The organism is Chryseobacterium sp. CFS2, assembly GCF_036543225.1.
Taxonomy (GTDB): Bacteria; Bacteroidota; Bacteroidia; order Flavobacteriales; family Weeksellaceae; genus Chryseobacterium; species Chryseobacterium culicis_A.
In genome coordinates this window covers 58,627-75,618 of record NZ_JAZHQU010000005.1, presented here as the reverse complement: position 1 = coordinate 75,618, position 16,992 = coordinate 58,627, and the positions used below count along the sequence as shown (strand labels likewise).

General features: G+C 34.3%; 11 protein-coding genes. 9 read left to right on the top strand and 2 right to left on the bottom strand.

Annotation, left to right across the window (positions count from 1 at the left end; translation table 11 throughout):
• Positions 1 to 2: 2 nt before the first annotated feature.
• The 8 genes from ODR02_RS13015 to ODR02_RS12985 all read left to right on the top strand — a co-directional run bounded on the left by ODR02_RS13015 (position 3) and on the right by ODR02_RS12985 (position 10,895).
• Positions 3 to 1,382, top strand: a complete 1,380-nt coding sequence (locus tag ODR02_RS13015; RefSeq protein WP_105684347.1) for an NADH-quinone oxidoreductase subunit N — start codon at positions 3 to 5, stop codon at positions 1,380 to 1,382.
• A gap of 155 nt (positions 1,383 to 1,537) precedes the next feature.
• Positions 1,538 to 2,596 carry a hypothetical protein gene (locus ODR02_RS13010; RefSeq protein ID WP_209785976.1) on the top strand — a complete coding sequence of 353 codons (1,059 nt, stop codon included), beginning with the start codon at positions 1,538 to 1,540 and terminating at the stop codon, positions 2,594 to 2,596.
• A complete protein-coding gene (locus ODR02_RS13005) occupies positions 2,568 to 3,419 on the top strand; it encodes a DUF4280 domain-containing protein (RefSeq protein WP_309513130.1) in 852 nt (283 codons plus the stop codon). Before ODR02_RS13010 ends, ODR02_RS13005 begins: the two co-directional genes overlap by 29 nt.
• A 12-nt stretch (positions 3,420 to 3,431) precedes the next feature.
• Positions 3,432 to 5,681, top strand: coding sequence for a hypothetical protein (locus tag ODR02_RS13000; RefSeq protein WP_309513131.1), 2,250 nt, complete (start codon positions 3,432 to 3,434; stop codon positions 5,679 to 5,681).
• Complete coding sequence (locus ODR02_RS12995) at positions 5,668 to 6,804, top strand: SH3 domain-containing protein (RefSeq protein WP_309513132.1); 1,137 nt, start codon at positions 5,668 to 5,670, stop codon at positions 6,802 to 6,804. Before ODR02_RS13000 ends, ODR02_RS12995 begins: the two co-directional genes overlap by 14 nt.
• A 350-nt stretch (positions 6,805 to 7,154) precedes the next feature.
• Positions 7,155 to 8,171 carry a hypothetical protein gene (locus ODR02_RS12990; RefSeq protein ID WP_309513133.1) on the top strand — a complete coding sequence of 339 codons (1,017 nt, stop codon included), beginning with the start codon at positions 7,155 to 7,157 and terminating at the stop codon, positions 8,169 to 8,171.
• Positions 8,125 to 8,271, top strand: a complete 147-nt coding sequence (locus ODR02_RS23590; RefSeq protein ID WP_442879483.1) for an SH3 domain-containing protein — start codon at positions 8,125 to 8,127, stop codon at positions 8,269 to 8,271. Before ODR02_RS12990 ends, ODR02_RS23590 begins: the two co-directional genes overlap by 47 nt.
• Before the next feature lie 311 nt (positions 8,272 to 8,582).
• The gene (locus ODR02_RS12985) at positions 8,583 to 10,895 is read left to right on the top strand and encodes a GAF domain-containing protein (protein ID WP_309513134.1); all 2,313 of its coding nucleotides are present in this window, start codon (positions 8,583 to 8,585) and stop codon (positions 10,893 to 10,895) included.
• 8 nt (positions 10,896 to 10,903) lie between these two features.
• On the opposite strand, the gene ODR02_RS12980 is transcribed toward ODR02_RS12985, so the two are convergent.
• Together ODR02_RS12980 and ODR02_RS12975 are read right to left on the bottom strand one after the other, a co-directional pair.
• On the bottom strand, positions 10,904 to 11,827 hold the full coding sequence (locus ODR02_RS12980) for a bestrophin family protein (RefSeq protein ID WP_309513135.1): 924 nt from the start codon (positions 11,825 to 11,827) through the stop codon (positions 10,904 to 10,906).
• 17 nt (positions 11,828 to 11,844) lie between these two features.
• On the bottom strand, positions 11,845 to 13,020 hold the full coding sequence (locus tag ODR02_RS12975; protein WP_309513136.1) for a Pycsar system effector family protein: 1,176 nt from the start codon (positions 13,018 to 13,020) through the stop codon (positions 11,845 to 11,847).
• Positions 13,021 to 13,046: 26 nt separating this feature from the next.
• On the opposite strand from ODR02_RS12975, the gene ODR02_RS12970 reads away from it, so the two are divergent.
• Positions 13,047 to 16,763: a metallophosphoesterase gene (locus tag ODR02_RS12970; protein ID WP_309513137.1), complete on the top strand. Its 3,717-nt coding sequence runs from the start codon at positions 13,047 to 13,049 to the stop codon at positions 16,761 to 16,763.
• Positions 16,764 to 16,992: the final 229 nt, after the last annotated feature.

Here is a 16,992-nt window from a genome sequence, read left to right as displayed (position 1 = left end):
AAATGAGTGTTTTAATTATTGTTTTCCTAACGGCAGTTATTGCGTTATTTTCAGGAGTTTTTGAACAAGGAAAATTCGCAAGATACATTGGGATTTTGGGATTAATCATCGCATTGTACGTAAGTTTTATGCCGGAATGTTCGTTTTTCGATCATTACAAGCATATGTATGAGTACAGTGACAATACTGCATTATTCACTAAAATATCAATCGTAACAACTTTATTGTTATTCTTTCTGGGAGGTTTTGCTTTCAGCAATCACAGAAGCCACCAGTCAGAATTATATGCATTGATGCTATTTGCATTATGTGGAGGGATCATCCTTTTCGGATATCAGAACTTAGTGACGATGTTCTTAGGCGTTGAAATCCTTTCTATTCCATTATATGTAATGGCAGGAGCTAACAAAACGGATCTTAGATCAAACGAAGCTTCTATTAAATATTTCCTTATGGGTGCATTCGCAACAGGTTTCTTACTGTTCGGGATTGCGTTCATCTATGGAAGTGCAGGAAGTTTTGATTTGTACAAGATTCATGACTTCGGAGTGGCAAATGCCGGGAATGTAATGTTCATCTTAGGAGTATTACTAATCCTTTGTGCATTGGCCTTCAAAGTAGCATTGGCGCCTTTCCATATGTGGAGCCCTGATGTATATGCAGGTTCTCCTTCATTAATCACCGCTTTCATGGCGAGTGTGGTAAAGATCTCAGGATTCTTTGCGCTGTTCAGATTGATGACTCTTGGTTTTGCCGGAGTTACTCACGAATGGATCAATGTTTTAGGAGTATTCTTAATCATTACTTTACTTTTGGCAAACGTTATGGGTCTTGCTCAGACGAATGCAAAAAGAATGTTGGCATACTCTTCAGTTTCCCACGCAGGATATATCGGATTGGTATTCTTCGGAATGACAAGCCTTTCTACCTATAACCTTGCCTTTTATTTATTTGCGTATTCTTTATCTACAGTAGGAGTTTTCATGTGCCTGATCTGGGTAGAGAAATTAAAAAGAGAAACCTCTTTTGGAGCATTCAAAGGATTGGCGAAAACTGAACCTTTATTAGCAACAGCAGCTACGATCTCTATGCTTTCAATGGCAGGAGTTCCGTTAACAGCTGGTTTCATGGGGAAATTTGCTTTATTCTCCCAGGCTATGAATGGTGCTGCTTTCTTAGTATTGGTAGCAGTATTGGGTTCTGCCCTATCTATCGCTTACTATTTAAGACTGATTATCGCAATGTTCTTCTTCAAAGAATCAACATTCAAGTCATCAGAAAAAGTAACACTTACCTACAACATCATTGCAGTAGTTGTTATTGCTTTGATTATCATCCTTGGGGTTTTCCCGGATCTGTTTGCAAGAATGTTCGGGTTGTAAAACGACCTTATTATAAATGATATTAAAACCTTCCATTTAACGGGAGGTTTTTTTGTTGATATAATAACTTTAAAATCTATTTATCACTTATCGTAGAATTACTACAGTTTATCTTTTCAAAATTTTATAGATTTACATTATTTGAAATAAAATTGATGATGAAAAAAGATTTTATCAAATATAAAGTAAAGCCAAGTGATAGCCTCAACTCTATTGCATTTCGTATGAATATGAACAAACACGACCTAAAAGAGTTTCATAATCAAAACTGTGGGAAGATGGATAAGTTGTGGTTTGACAGCCTGAGGGGAGTCGAGTTTATTTTGATACCTATAGCCTATATTTCAAAAGAAGAACATGAAGACCTATTACAAAAAAGACTTCCTTCAGTCCAGGATTTAGCTTCGTTTCACGCTGATGAATATAATATCAAAGAAAATATACAGCAATTCAATAAAAGTGAACTAACATTTAATTATAAAGTTAATATTGAAATAGAGCAGAAAGCAGACCAGGTTATTGCCACAACGAGACAAAAAGATGTCAAAAAAAATAACAGCACACCGGTTGACAAAATATCCTCACTTGCACTAGCTTGTATGGAAACAGTTTCTCCTATTCCCTTTATTATATCCCCTGATGGGAAAATATCTTTATTTGCTGATCATGAAACTTTAGTACAAAAATTTAAAGATAATCAAACAGCGATCGGAGATTTTTTTACAGGTGCGCCTTCAAAAGCCTATATTGATTTATTTTATGAAAATATCTCAAATGAAAAATATTTTCTAAAACAGATAAGCTCTACCTTATTAAATAAAATATTATTTCCCAATATGAATTGGTTTAGCAGAAAATCAAGGTGGGTAGAATGTTTCAAAATATACCACAATTCTTTTCCATTGAAATTTGATTTTAATGCCGAATATTTTCATGAAAATATAGAATATGTTGAAACAGTCATTAAAGGAATAATTGCAGAGAATTGCAGCCTTCAGGAATTAATAAAAGGATCTCGTTTTGAAAATGAAAAACAGGAAGAAAATATAAATGCCAGCATATATATACATTATTTCACGGATAAACTTACTAAACAATTAGTTGAAGTAAGTGCCTCAGTACTTATCTGTCATAGGAATGAATTATTTTATAAACACGATTTAAATATAAAAACACAAAAAACAAATGAAAATTTATATCACAAAGGACAATGATACTTTTGCCAATATTGCCCAAAAGTTCAATATAAAAGATGAAAACTATTTAAAAACTTTTCACAATCTTTCGTGCCCCCAAAATGATATTATACATGGAGAATTAAAGGCAGGGAAACAAATTTGTATTCCTGAAGACCTACAGTTTTTAACCAATGATAAAATCATCAGACCGAACGAAGATAACAATTCTGATGTGCAGAAAATCAATACTAAAACTCATCCTGATAATAATGAAAGTTCAAACGAAGATTCATCTGCGGGGGAGTTAGGCAATACTTCTTCAAAAAATCAAAAAGAGACTAAGAAGACTGAAGAGGAAAATAAGGGCACCAATGAACATGATGGAAAATATTTCGTTATTCAAAAAGGTATGTGCCAATGTAATCAGGGGTTCAAATTTCCAAGATTTAAAGTGACAAGTCATCAAAAACATTACTGGAATAATGCAGAAGATCAAGGTGATTATCTGGCTGTAACAGAAGATGATTTACAATTCGATCCAGCTGTACAACCTTTCGGTCAATGTAAACTCAAGCCGAGTTCTGGAGGATATCTACCTTGTATCTATGCTCCTGCAGGAAAATGGCAGAAAACCTATGAAAAAGTGAAGGTAATGGGGAAAAACTGTCTAACAGAAATTTCTGAATTGATGTGCACTACCGGCGGAAAAATTACGGTCCTGAAGCATGGGCAACAAAGCGGAATCAGCAAAACGCAGATTGCCAATGCTGATTCTCAGGAACAGCATATTTATAATCCCGTAGTGAACATTGATGAGCTGAAAGAAGAGATTGATAATGAAAATAGTTATGCACATTAAAATTATAAGGCAATGTCAAAAAAAGGTGTAGCAAAAATAACAGGCCCCACAAATCCGCAAATTGGTGTTCCGGCATCCTATTCAGTTACAGAATGGTATAAGGAAACTCCTGCCAGCCAACGAAATGGGAATAATGTCACTTGGGAACTCTTCAGAAAAAGAAATAATGGAAGTTATACTTCTACCAATATCAAAAAGAAAGGGGCAACGGCGACATTTACTTTTGAAGAAAAAGCTCTTGGACAGGAATTCTTTGTAGAGGGTTATCTAAATTCTCCTGAAAAAAAGGGCAATACCATTATTTACATAAAACCCAGGAAAGGAACACCTAAAATTATATCATTAACGCTCCTTGACAGCAATAAAAATAAGATTACAATAAAACCTAAATATGGTCAGACCATAGTTGCTGAAATAAAAACGCAGAATATGTTTAAAGAAAAGCTGCTTTTACAGGTTTGGGAACGAGACACAACAGCAGACACCGGACACAACAGAGACGAAAATACACTACTTTATGAAAAAGAAATTACAGTTAATGCTAATGGAGTAAATGATGAAAATATAGTCCTTACTGAATTGATGATGAAAAAAGCTCAGGGAAGTGGAATATCTTTTATGATAGATGGAGGAGAACATGAATACTATTTGGTAGTTAAACATAATAATATTTCCACTTTCAGCCCACAAACAGTTCAGGTCCTGAATCAGATCATTGCGGTAAAAGGAAATGGCATCAATCCTCCACCAGAAAACCCCGAGACCGCCACCAATGTGGGACAGGATCCTAATCAGCAAAATTCTGAAGGGAAATGTCCGAGGTGTGAAAAAGATTTTACGTGGGATGAAATAAAAGAAATATTTGGGGAAAGTGACAAAACTTTCAGAATGGATTGTGTTAATTGGATTAATAAATATAAATTAGATTTTGGAATAAATACGTGTGCAAAAAAAGCTCATTTTCTAGCTCAAATTGCAGCAGAAACCCATTTTAGAGAAAAAGAAATGGCAGAAGGAAATGTAAAATATATTCCAAGAAATATCCGTAGTGGTACTTTTGGGGATCGCGGTAAATTATTGGATAAAAGAGGACAGATTGAAGAATTCTGTAACGAAAGACCCGATCAAAAAAAGTTATTCAGTTTTTTATATGCAGCTGAAAACGGATTTGGTAACGGTAATGGAAATGAAGCCAGCGGAGATGGCTTTAACTTCCGGGGAAAAGGCTTGATTCAGTTAACGGGCAAAGGTAATTACAAATCTGCAATGGGCTTGATTAAAGAATATGTTCCCGCAAAAATCTACAACGAATTAATATCTTCGGAAAAAAGGATAAAGCATTTTGATAAATTTGAATTTGAAGAAAACAGAAAACAAAAAACTATAAAAGATGTAGATTTATTTGATTTTGTTACTTATTATGATATGCCCACAGAACCAAAATATGCTGTTCTCAGTGCATTAGCAGACTGGAAAGGTAAAGGGCTGAGTAATTCTGCTTTAATGGTTAATGATGTAAACAAAGTTATAGATATCAGAAGGAAGATCAATGTTGGTGTTAAAAACTTAAAAGTAGCTGAGGAATATTTTAAAAAAGCAATAATAACCTTACAACTTGATTCTTGCTCTCCTCCTTCAAAAAATAACAAACAAAATAAGCTGCAAACTTATGATGGAATCTATAAAGCAACTACAAAAAATGCTTACATTGACGTTATTGTACCTTCAAATAGAAAAAAAGAAGGGTTATTAGTGTTTTTTGATGATACAAAGGTTTTACACAAGTGCTATGTACTAGGGTTAGGAACAGGAGGTGAAGACAGATACACTAATGGTGGCTATGGTAATGTCCCCAATGGACTTTGGAATACAAAACTAGAATTGGATACTCCAAATACGGGTGTATCATTTGGTAACCACGGCGTCATTAGACTGAGCCCAGAAGCAGGAGATGCACTAAAAGCAAGTTCACGATCGGGTATTCTTCTTCATTGTGGACATACTATGGGAGATGGTAAAAAAGGATTAACCGATAATGGCCCTTTAATGGTTACACATGGATGTCTAAGAGTATACAATGCGGATATGCCTAAGATAACAAAAATATATTCAGAATTAACAGCAAAAGGGAAGAAAATTCAAATCTATATTGAAGAAGTTTCTCCTGAAAAAATAAAAGATATGTTTAGTTTTTATGGTACAGTTCCTGACCCTAAAGATGCAAATACTAACCGCAAAAATAAGAAAGATGATGCTCAATAAAAATAAGATATTAATACTGTTACTATCAATAAATATAGCCTGTAATGGGCAAAACGACAAAAATAATGATAAACAAACAATAATAAAATCGGAAATAATGGATGATAAAGAAATAGATTTATTCACAGAATACTTTGCCATAAAAAAATATTCCTCTCCTTCAGCCATTGATTTTGATACCAGAAATAAAACCTATTTAGGAATCAGTTCAAAAGATCTTGCCTCTAAAGGATATAGCGAAATTATTATTAATAACGAATATGCTGATTACATGATTAATAAAAATGATCGATTTATCAAGATTGGTCAAGATAATCTTCCTGATTTGGACCAATTAAAGGTCCAAATCAGGGAAAATAAAAAGCATCCTTATTTTGAAGAAGTATTAGCCTTAAACAAAATATTATACCATGATGATAAAAATGCTATAACTGATGCTACGAACTGGAAAAAAGATCTTGCCACAGATATTGTCATCCTGTTTGATTATGAGAAGGATGACCTGTTGATAAAAACAGCCGTCAAAAATATAACGTCAATAGAGGATCAGCCCAAATACTTTAATTGGAGTATTTTATTTTATAATGATAATAGTAGAAAAGAAACAATAAGAAAAGGGCTCATCTTAAAGTTATTTAATCATAATCCTGCCTTAATTTCCCAGCTTATAAGATTTATGATGAACAATAAAAGCCCTGTAAATCAATCAAAGACAGATGAAGCTTTAGCTTTTCTACTCCACACTCAGTTGAAGAAAAATGAAAATAATGACTGGAGCCAAAATGAAGGCTTTGGAATGGTATCTTATTGTTATGATAAAGACAAAGAGCTGATGAAGCGTTTTAAAAACAATGACTTTTATAATGATCCTTTGCTCAGAAATGCCACAGAAGCTTACAGTACATTTAATCAGGGGAAAACTTTAGAATCATATGCCGTTATTAATGACCCTGACGGGTATACTAATTTAAGAAAAGATAAAAATACCACTTCAGAAGTTTTACAAAAAATAAAATCTGGTGAAAAGGTAAAAGTTTTAGATCAAAGTGGAGATTGGTGGCTTGTGGAAACAAAGGATCGCAAACAAGGGTATGTACATAAAAGTAGAATAAAGAGCGAATGAATCGCTGTAAATATACTTGCAATAGTTATCATTTAGACAATTTCCTATTTTTATATTTTGAGATATAAAAATGATACATATATATAAAACCTTCCATTTAATGGGAGGTTTTTTTGTTGATATATTTACTTTAAAATTTATTTATCACTTATCGTAGAATCACTACAGTTTATCGTTTTAAAATTTTATAGATTTACATTAAAATCAAACAGTCAACAGGAAAATTATTTTAGATCAAAAATTACTAAGGAAATATTCTCATCAATATCTTGAAACCACCAACAATTTTTGAAAGGTTAGCTATCCAAAACTTTAAAAAAAGCAAATAAACTTTAATAAAAGTATTACAAATGAAAAAATGTATTTTAATATTTCTCCTATTCATTTCGCTGATTTATTGTTCTGATAAAGCACAACAAAATAAAGCTCCCTATAACCTGGTTGAAGAAGGTGATAACACTAAGTTCAATTATGATAATCTTTCACCAGATATTATCAATTACGGAGCTAAATCTTTAGAAAACTTCAATTATAAATTTCCTGATTCAGAATTATTTTCCAAAAGAATATCAGAAGTTTACGGGGTAAATATTGATGAATATACCAATAGGATTGTCTCCCTGAGAATGTCGGATTTTCCAGAAGTTGCTATAAAAAGTAAAGCATTTATATTAGTACAGAAGAGCGATTCTGATGCTAAATATTCTATCACGCCAGATATTTTATATCAGTATAATAAATTTATTATTTATAAAGATAAAACGGCGTTAAAAATCCTGAAAATGAGAGATCCTTATCTTACAAAAGATCTGGTTTTATATTATGGATATAATGAAGATAAAGATCTTGTAGATTTTGCTTTCAAAGATTTCGATTTTTCAAACATAACATCCTTCCATGAATTAATTTTCGGAAGAAAAAATAAAAATCAACAATTTGTACTTAGAAAAGGTATAGTGGATGATATTGAACAAATTGTTTATAAAGGCAAAACAAAGGAATTCCTCTCTGAAGCCAAAGAAGGAAACGGATATGATTCATTGGGAGAAATTCTCAATATGATGTATAAAAATCAGATCGATTATGCAGAGGGTGATAAAAGTATTGCTTTTTTATGTGAAAAATCACTAAATGTAGGTGATATTGGAGATGTTCAGAGCTTTATCAATAAAAACAAAGATTTTATTAAAAAGTTAGAACACAATAGCTATTATTGCAACGAAAGATTAAAAGTCTTTTGTGAAAACTTAGAAATATTCAATGGTTCGGACGACAATAAAGTAATTAGTGATCCTGATGGATATACCAATCTAAGAAAAGATAAAAATATCACTTCAGAAGTTTTACAAAAAAATAAAATCAGGTGAACAGGTAAAGCTTTTAGATCAAAATGGAGATTGGTGGCTTGTGGAAACAAAGGATGGCAAAAAAGGTTATATTCATAAAAGTAGAATAAAGAATGAGTAATACGTAATAAAATATATTTCGGTTAGTAACATTTAGACGATTTTTCCTTCTTTTTCGCCATTGTCCACATTTTTAACTATAAAAACTTTTCTATAGTCAATGGAAGTTTTTATTTTATTAAAACTGTATTACCATTTGAAAAAGCTCAGATATTTTTATAAAAAGAAACAGAGATTCACTAAATTCAATATTCTTTTTAATAATTTCACTATAAAACAAAAATAAAGTGATAGAAAAGGCTATTTTCAACAATTAATAACAAATTTATAAATAGTGATTTTTTCATAACTTTACTTTAAATTTCTCACCTCTTGGCTAATCTCTATAAAAAAGACTCTCCCTTTCAGGTTTATATATCATTCAAAAAATATTTGGATGTTCTGGAGCATATCCGATATAATGACAGATTGGAATACAGGGTGAACTATGCAGAGTCTTTAATTGAGAGTACCAGAAATTTTAAAGAGCTAAGAGAAGGGTTTCAGGACACTGCTCTTCTTGATAAATATGAGGACCTCATCAGACTGCTTCTTGCCGATCTTTTCCCCACTGGTCTCACCAGAAATGAAATAAAAGCAGCAAGTATTCCTCTTTCCAATATCACCTTCAACTATACCGAAAGGTTTAAAGATATTCTGAAAGATGCAGGGAAAGACTTCGAAATAGAACTTCGAAATATTTCAGATAATGAATTTTATGTTTTCTGCTGCTGCCTGATTCTTCAGAGCTACTTCAAAAAAGATATTAAAAGTACACTTCCGTTTTATTATGATATCCCCAACAAACAGGGAATCATGAAGCATTATAAAATTACAGTCAATTCAGATTTCACGGAAATTACACCTACAGAAGATGCCAAAATTCCATCTGATGATATTCTGGATATGTTGCTGGAAAATCTGGATGATTTTAAACTGTGGAAAAAATATTTCCCTTCGCAATCATGGATACTGAAAGGATTCACCATTATTTCACTGGTAGACTGTACCTCTGAGGTAGCCCTTTCCGATCTGAAATCAAGTATGATTGAGATTGATCCGGAAAATATGAATCCCAATGAAAATCTGACGGAAATTTTTAAATCCTATTTTGATGTCTCTGAGCTCAGTTTCGGCCTGATGACCTTTAACAAAAAGGAACAGAAACTGGATAAACTCCCGATTTATGAGAGTCTTCTCACCAATCATATCCTGGATTTCTGGATCAACGCTTTTGACGAAGATACCCGTAAGACGACTTTTAATAACTTAAATCATAATTCAAAACCTGTCGTTGTTTCCAATGTAAACAATCTGGATGAAAATGTAAAGCTGCTTCCCTCCTTTAGTATATTAAAGGATAATAATGTCAACAGCTTCATGGTAATTCCGATTATGAAAGACGGTGAGCTCCTTGCCATCATGGAGTTTACTTCTCCAATTGCAGGAAGTTTCAATGGTTTAAAGCTTAAAAAACTGGAGTTTTTCACCGATATGGTTCTTTTCTCTCTGAACAGATTCTACTTTGAAAAAAACTATCAGATAGAAGCCATTATCCAGCGTGAATATACAACCATCCACGACAGTGTGGTGTGGAAGTTCAGAAATGAAGCAGAAAAGTATTTTACAGCATCGCTCGGAAAGAAAATATATACTTTAAAGCAGATTGCCTTTAAAAATCTTACTCCTTTGTTTGGCGTTTCAGATATCCGTTCTTCTTCGGAAAAACGTTTTAATCTGATGCTGCAGGATCTCAATCAGCAGATTGAATGGCTGAATGAAATTTTAGTGTTGACCAATTCAGATTCAGAGAAATTTGTACTGGCACTGGATGTTTTTGAAAATGAAATCAACAATGAGATCAAAGCAGATACAGAACAACGTTTTCAGAGATTATTAAGAGAAGAAATTCATCCTTTTTTACAGGGCAAGCTGGAAGTAAGAACTTCAAGGGAAATAAAGACGAGGATTAAAGACTATTTTTCACACATCTTCACCTCTACGGACCTGTTTTATCATCACAGAAAAAACCTTGATGATTCTATCACTCTGGTCAACCGAAAACTGGCAGATATGCTGGACGAAAGCCAGGTAAAAGCACAGGAAATATTCCCACATTACTATGAAAGATTTAAATCTGATGGTGTAGAGCATAATCTTTACATTGGTACTACCATTGCTCCTGAGCTTCATTATACCTCAAAAGTAGTTCATAAACTAAGATACTGGCAGCTGAAGACCATCTGTAAAATGGAACTTGAATTTCAGTTGTTCAAAAAATATCTCCCTGTACCGCTGGATATCGCATCACTGATCTTTGTATACAATGAAAAAATAGACATCCGTTTCAGAATGGATGAAAAACGCTTTGATGTAGACGGCGCTTACAATTCATACTACGAAATTATCAAAAAACGTCTGGATAAAGCCCATGTGAAAGATTCTTCAGAACGCATCACTGCACCCGGAAAAATCACCATCGTCTATTTCGGAATGGAAAATCAGAAGGAATATCTTGACTACATTTCTAAACTCCAGAAAAAAGGAGTTCTACAAAATGATATAGAATTTTTAAGAGTAGAAGATCTTCAGGGAATTACGGGATTGCTGGCATTAAGGGTTTCTTTTACCCTACCGCAGGAATAGAAATTATTCTAATCCACAAAATAAGTATCCGGTTTCTTCAATTCACCTTGAGGAATTCCTGCCTGTTCAAAAATAGAAAACTCAATCGTACGGCAGATACTGTTCAGGGCAAGATCATTTTCTTCTTCACCAAAAGGTTCACCGATTTCCTGGATAATGGCATCAAGAGCAATAAAGGTATAGCTGATCAACAAAACAATCATAGGCATCATCCATCCCAAAGAATCTACCAGTCCGAAAGGAAGCCAGAAACAATAAAGATACACCGTGCGATGCAGTAAAACACTATAAGCAAATGGTAATGGAGTATTGTAAATTCTCTCACAGCCTCCGGAAATGTTAGAAAACTGATTGAGCTGATGATCCATAGAAGTCATCACAATAGTATCTATATTTCCTTTTTTATGCTGTTCGTTGAGCCAGTCTGCAATAAATCCAAGAATAATACTGGGAATAAATTTCTTATTCTTTACCTGTTCCAGTTGTTCAGGAGAAAGAAGCCTTTCAAGGTGTTCCGTTCCGGATTTATCTCTCAGCTGAAAGTTCAGTGCCCAGGAAAATGCAGAGATCAGCTTAATAATTTTCTCTTTTTCCACTTTAGCTTCAGGTGAAGAATCGTTTACTAAGGATAAAATCTGTCTCGTCAAAGACCTGGTTTCAATTACAAGTAATCCCCAAAGCTTACGTCCTTCCCAGAAACGGTCATAGCTTGCAGAATTACAGAAACCCATAAAAATAGCCAACGCCAATCCTATCAATGTAAAAATGGTAGGATTGAGATGCACTTTATAATCAAATATTTTTCCTTTGAAAAAATAGATAGCCAAAGAAAACAGCGTGATAATGCTAAGCTGAACAACAATTTTCTTTAATACGGAACCTCTCCATATAAATAACATTTTCAGCCAATTCGTACGCTGTCTGACTATCATTCGTGTGTGTTTATTAATTAAAGACTAAGAAAAGCCATTCCGAAAGATAAAACGGAAATAATAATTCCTGCCATAAAAATCTTATAGGTAATGGATAAAAGTTTATATTTCCTATCCAGAACTTTTCCAAGATAATACAGATCCTTCACCATGGAATCATAGATATAATCCCTGTCTTTAATAAGGTCTTTCATGGCATTGTTATAATCATCAAATAACATCTGCTGAAAGTTTCCGAAGAACAGCAGGTTTACTTTTCTGTTGGCAATATCCTGAGGAGTAAACGTTGTTTTCGTCACATTAGGTTTTGTAGACAAAATAGCAAATATGATCGTAAATACACTCGATAGCAACAGAATAAAACTCGGAAGAATCAGATGTGAATTTTTAGGGGCATCCAGCTTTGGAACCAATACGGAAAGACAAACTGAAATGATAATGGCATTTACAGATAAAAGAATATTGGCTTTACTGTCTGCAATATCACTCAGCCTTGTATGGTTGTTCAGGGTTACCCTGAATAAAGTATCCACACTTCTGTCTGATTTTTCTTTTTCCTTTTTACCCTCTGCGCTATCCTTTTTATTATCTTTTTTCTCTTCTTCTTTTTCCAATTTCTTTTCTATCTTTTTGATGTTCTTCTTTTTCAGGGGCTCCCAGTTTTCTTTAGCATAATCCGTATAAAAAGTATGCTTGTTTTTCAGCATATCAAGATTTCCGGCATTCCATTCTTCATTGGAAAAACATCTTACATTGGTCAGTTCCCATTCTTTTCTCAAAGCATCGGAAATATCGCTGTAATCGTGACCCGCAAAATGACTGAAATCGGCATCCTTTACAATTTTCTCAAGCAAATTCTGAGGTTCATAATGTATTTTCGTTGCCAGAATCAGCTTTTCAACATCTGCAATATAGTTTTCCGGATAGTTTTCCTGATGTAAGAAGGCTTTCATCACCTCCACGCTCCTTTCCTCATGGTTCAGAGCACATTCTATATACCCTGTATCATGAAACCATAATGCTACAAGTACCTTCTCCTGATCCTCTTCAGAAACAGGAGTATTTTTCATGATTTCCTCCGCCTTATTGACAGTATAGGCAGTATGGATAAAATTATGATAAAAATATACCGAAGATAACTTATCTTTGAATAAGATTTCAACATAATTTTTAGCTTTGTGTAGAATGCTCATCCCTGAAATTTTGTTAATGTAAATTTATGAATTTATCCTTTAAAACTCATCTAAAAAATACTTCTATTGTTCTTAGAACAGTAATGTCCGCAGGAGTCCTTTATTCCTGTGCTACCTATAACGTACAAAAGGGCAAAAACTTATTTGAAGTAAAAGATTCCGAAATAAAATCCGAAAATGATTTTAAACTTTTTCTGATTGGAGATGCAGGAAATGCAGATGAACCTCAGGCCGAAAAAACTCTGAATTTACTGAAAAGTAAGCTGGATTCTGCCAACAGTAACTCTATGCTGATCTTTCTGGGAGATAATATCTATCCCAATGGAATGCCCAAAGAAACAGATAAAGACTATGCCCAGGCCAAACAGAAACTGGAAAACCAGCTTGCCATTACCAAAAATTTCAAAGGAAAAACACTCGTAATTCCCGGAAATCATGACTGGTACAATGGAATTGAGGGATTGAATACCCAGGAAGGACTGGTTAAAAAATATCTTGATGATAAAAAAGCTTTTCTTCCTAAAAACGGCTGTCCTATTGATGACATTAATGTTTCTAAAGATATCAAGCTTATCGCAATCGATACAGAATGGGTAATTGCCAACTGGGATAATTATCCGGGAATCAATAAAAACTGTAATATCAAAACCCGTGAAGATTTTTTTACCGAGTTTAAAGATCTCATCATTAAAAATCAGGGTAAAAGAATAATTGTTGCTTTACACCATCCTATCATTAGCAGTGGAACCCATGCAGGTTTCAATTCTGCAAAATCTCATCTCTTTCCTTTAAAGAGTAAAGTTCCCGTTCCTGTGGTGGCAAGTGTAATCAATATTTTAAGAAGTTCCTCAGGAGCCAGTCCTGAAGATATCAATAACCAACATTATGCAGATCTGGCCAACAGGCTGAAAAGCATTGTTCAGGATAAAGAAAATATTATTTTCGTTTCTGGACATGATCATAACCTGCAATATCACGAAGATGGAAACCTGAGACAGATCATCAGTGGTGCAGGCTCTAAAACAGATCCGGCAACCATTGTAGAAAAGACAGACTTTTCCTACGGAGGCAGCGGTTTTGCTGTTTTAAATTTCAGAAAAGATGAAAGTACAGATGTTGAGTATTTTTCAACCAAAGATGCCCAGCTTCAAAAACTGACTCATATTTCCGTGATTTCCAAACCTGATGTATTTGTCAATAATTTCCCTAATTCTTTTCCTGCAACGTTCTCTTCAACCATTTATCCGGTTCAGCTTACTGAAAAAAGAAAGTTTTACCGTTGGCTTTGGGGAGATCATTACAGAAGATATTATGGAATTTCCATTGAAGCTCCCACGGCCAACCTTTCAGAATTGAACGGAGGATATATTCCTTTTAGAGAAGGTGGAGGAAACCAATCCAACAGTTTGCGGCTGAAGTCCGCAGACGGACAGGAGTTTGTAATGCGAGGGGTGAAAAAAAGTGCAATTCGTTTCTTAAACAATATGGCTTTCCAGAAAAGTACATTAGGAGAAGAACTTGCAGATTCATATCCTGAAAAATTCCTACTGGATTTTTATACTACCAATCATCCATTTACTCCGTTTACGATTGGAAATATGTCGGAAAAGCTCAATATTTTCCATAGTAATCCAAAACTATACTATATCCCCAAACAACAAGCTTTGGGAAGATACAATGAGAATTACGGAGATGAAATGTATATGATTGAAGAGCGTTTTTCTTCCGATCCTAAAACATTGGCTTCCCTTGATCATGCAAATGATATCGTTTCTACGGATGATGTATTAAAGAACCTCAACAAAAGCAATAAATATTCTGTCGACAGGGAATCTTATATCAGAGCAAGATTATTTGATATGCTTATCGGTGATTGGGACAGACACTCGGACCAGTGGAAATGGGCACAATATGAAGAGGGCGACAAAGTGGTTTACAAACCTATCCCTAAAGACAGAGATCAGGCATTCAGTAAATATGACGGTGCAGCCTTCAGGATTATTATGAATGTTCCTGCCATCCGCCACATGAAAACCTTTACAGAAGATATCAGCAGTGTGAAATGGCTTGCGATGGAGCCTTATCCTATGGATCTTGTATTTTTAAAAGGTGCTGACCAAAGTGAATGGGAAACTCAGGCAAAATACATACAGGAACATCTGACTGATGCTGACATTGATGATGCATTCCATAATCTTCCGAAAGAAGTACAGGATGACACCATTGCTGAAATCCAGAGAAAACTGAAAATAAGAAAAACAAAACTTCAGAGCTACGCTGCACAGTATTATGATGTATTGCAGAAAAAAGTTCCTCTGGCAGGAACGGTAAATCCTGATAAGTTTGTGATCACCAAAAACGGACACTCCGTACTGGTACAGCAATATAAGCTGGGTAAGAATAAAGACCAGAATGAACTGGTTTTTGAAAAGACTTACCATGATTCAAAAACTAAAGAATTATGGATCTATGGTCTGGAAGATGATGATACCTACGTAGTAACAGGTAGTGGAAATCCTAAAATGACCATCAGACTGATTGGGGGATATAACCATGATACCTATAACGTTGCGGATGGAAGAAAAGTGAAGATTTATGATTTTAAATCTCAGAAGAACACCTATAATGCAGGAAATGCAACCAAGAATATAACTGATGATTATGATATCAACAGTTATAATTATAAACACCCGAAATATAATTCCGTTGCCGGATATCCAAACCTGGATTACAACCCGGACGATGGAGTCATTGTGGGGGTTCTGGCCAATTATACGGTGAATAATTTCATTCGTGATCCTTTTACCCAAAGACATAGCTTAAAAGCTAATTTTTATACTGCAACTGCAGGATTTAGTCTTACCTACAAAGGTGTATTTAAAAAAGCCATCTCAGGTTGGGATATCAACCTTGATGCATTTTATACAACCCCTAGATTCTCTCAAAACTTCTTCGGACTTTCCAATGAAAGTGAATACGACAAGGAAGATACAGAAAGGGAATACAACAGAGCCAGAATTTCCAAGTTCAACTTTGCTCCTTCTATTTCTCAAAAGAGCTGGATGAACCTCAGCCACCAGTTTCAACTGACTTTTGAAGATAATAAAGTACAGAGAAAAGCGGACCGTTTCATCAACCAGTCACCGGATGTGAGACCAGGCGTATTCAACAGTCAGCAATTTGTGGGAGCAAATTATACATTCGGATATAAAAATGCAGATAATGCGGCCTTCCCTACTCTTGGTTTGGAATTTATGTTGAATGCAGACTGGAAAGCAACACTTTCTGATTTCAACAAAAACTTTGTGACCGTAAAAGGAAAGCTCGCCATTGACCACAGAATTGATAAGAAAGGGAAATTTGTATTTGCCAACTCCAGTAATGTCATGTGGATCAATAATAATCATTTTGAATTCTATCAGGCTGCAGCTATCGGAGGGAATAACGGCATGAGAGCTTTCAGAAATGAACGGTTCTCAGGAAGATCATATTTTACCAATAACTCAGAAATCCGCTGGGATTTTGGAAGGGTCAGAAATAATATTGTTCCGGCAAACATGGGAATTCTCATCGGATATGATATCGGCCGTGTATGGAACGACAATGAAAATTCCAGAAAATGGCATCAATCTGCCGGCGCAGGGGTATGGCTGAGTATTGTGGAAATGATGTCTGCAAGATTGAATTATTTCTATGGTTCAGACGGTGGAAGAATTTCTGCCGGAGTAGGAATGAAGTTTTAACCTTCTTCTATTAAAATGAAATCAACTCTGTGTTTGCTATTAACATTGAAATCCTAATACAACACAAGACACTGTTTAACAGTATATTAAACTACTTACAAATTGAATCTTCAAAAAATATCAATTTTAATGAAATTTAATATTTAAAATTTTCAACTCACATTTTTTACTGATAACATAAATATGGCTTTTAAATAAAAGCCATATTTTCAGCTATATAAGTCAAACT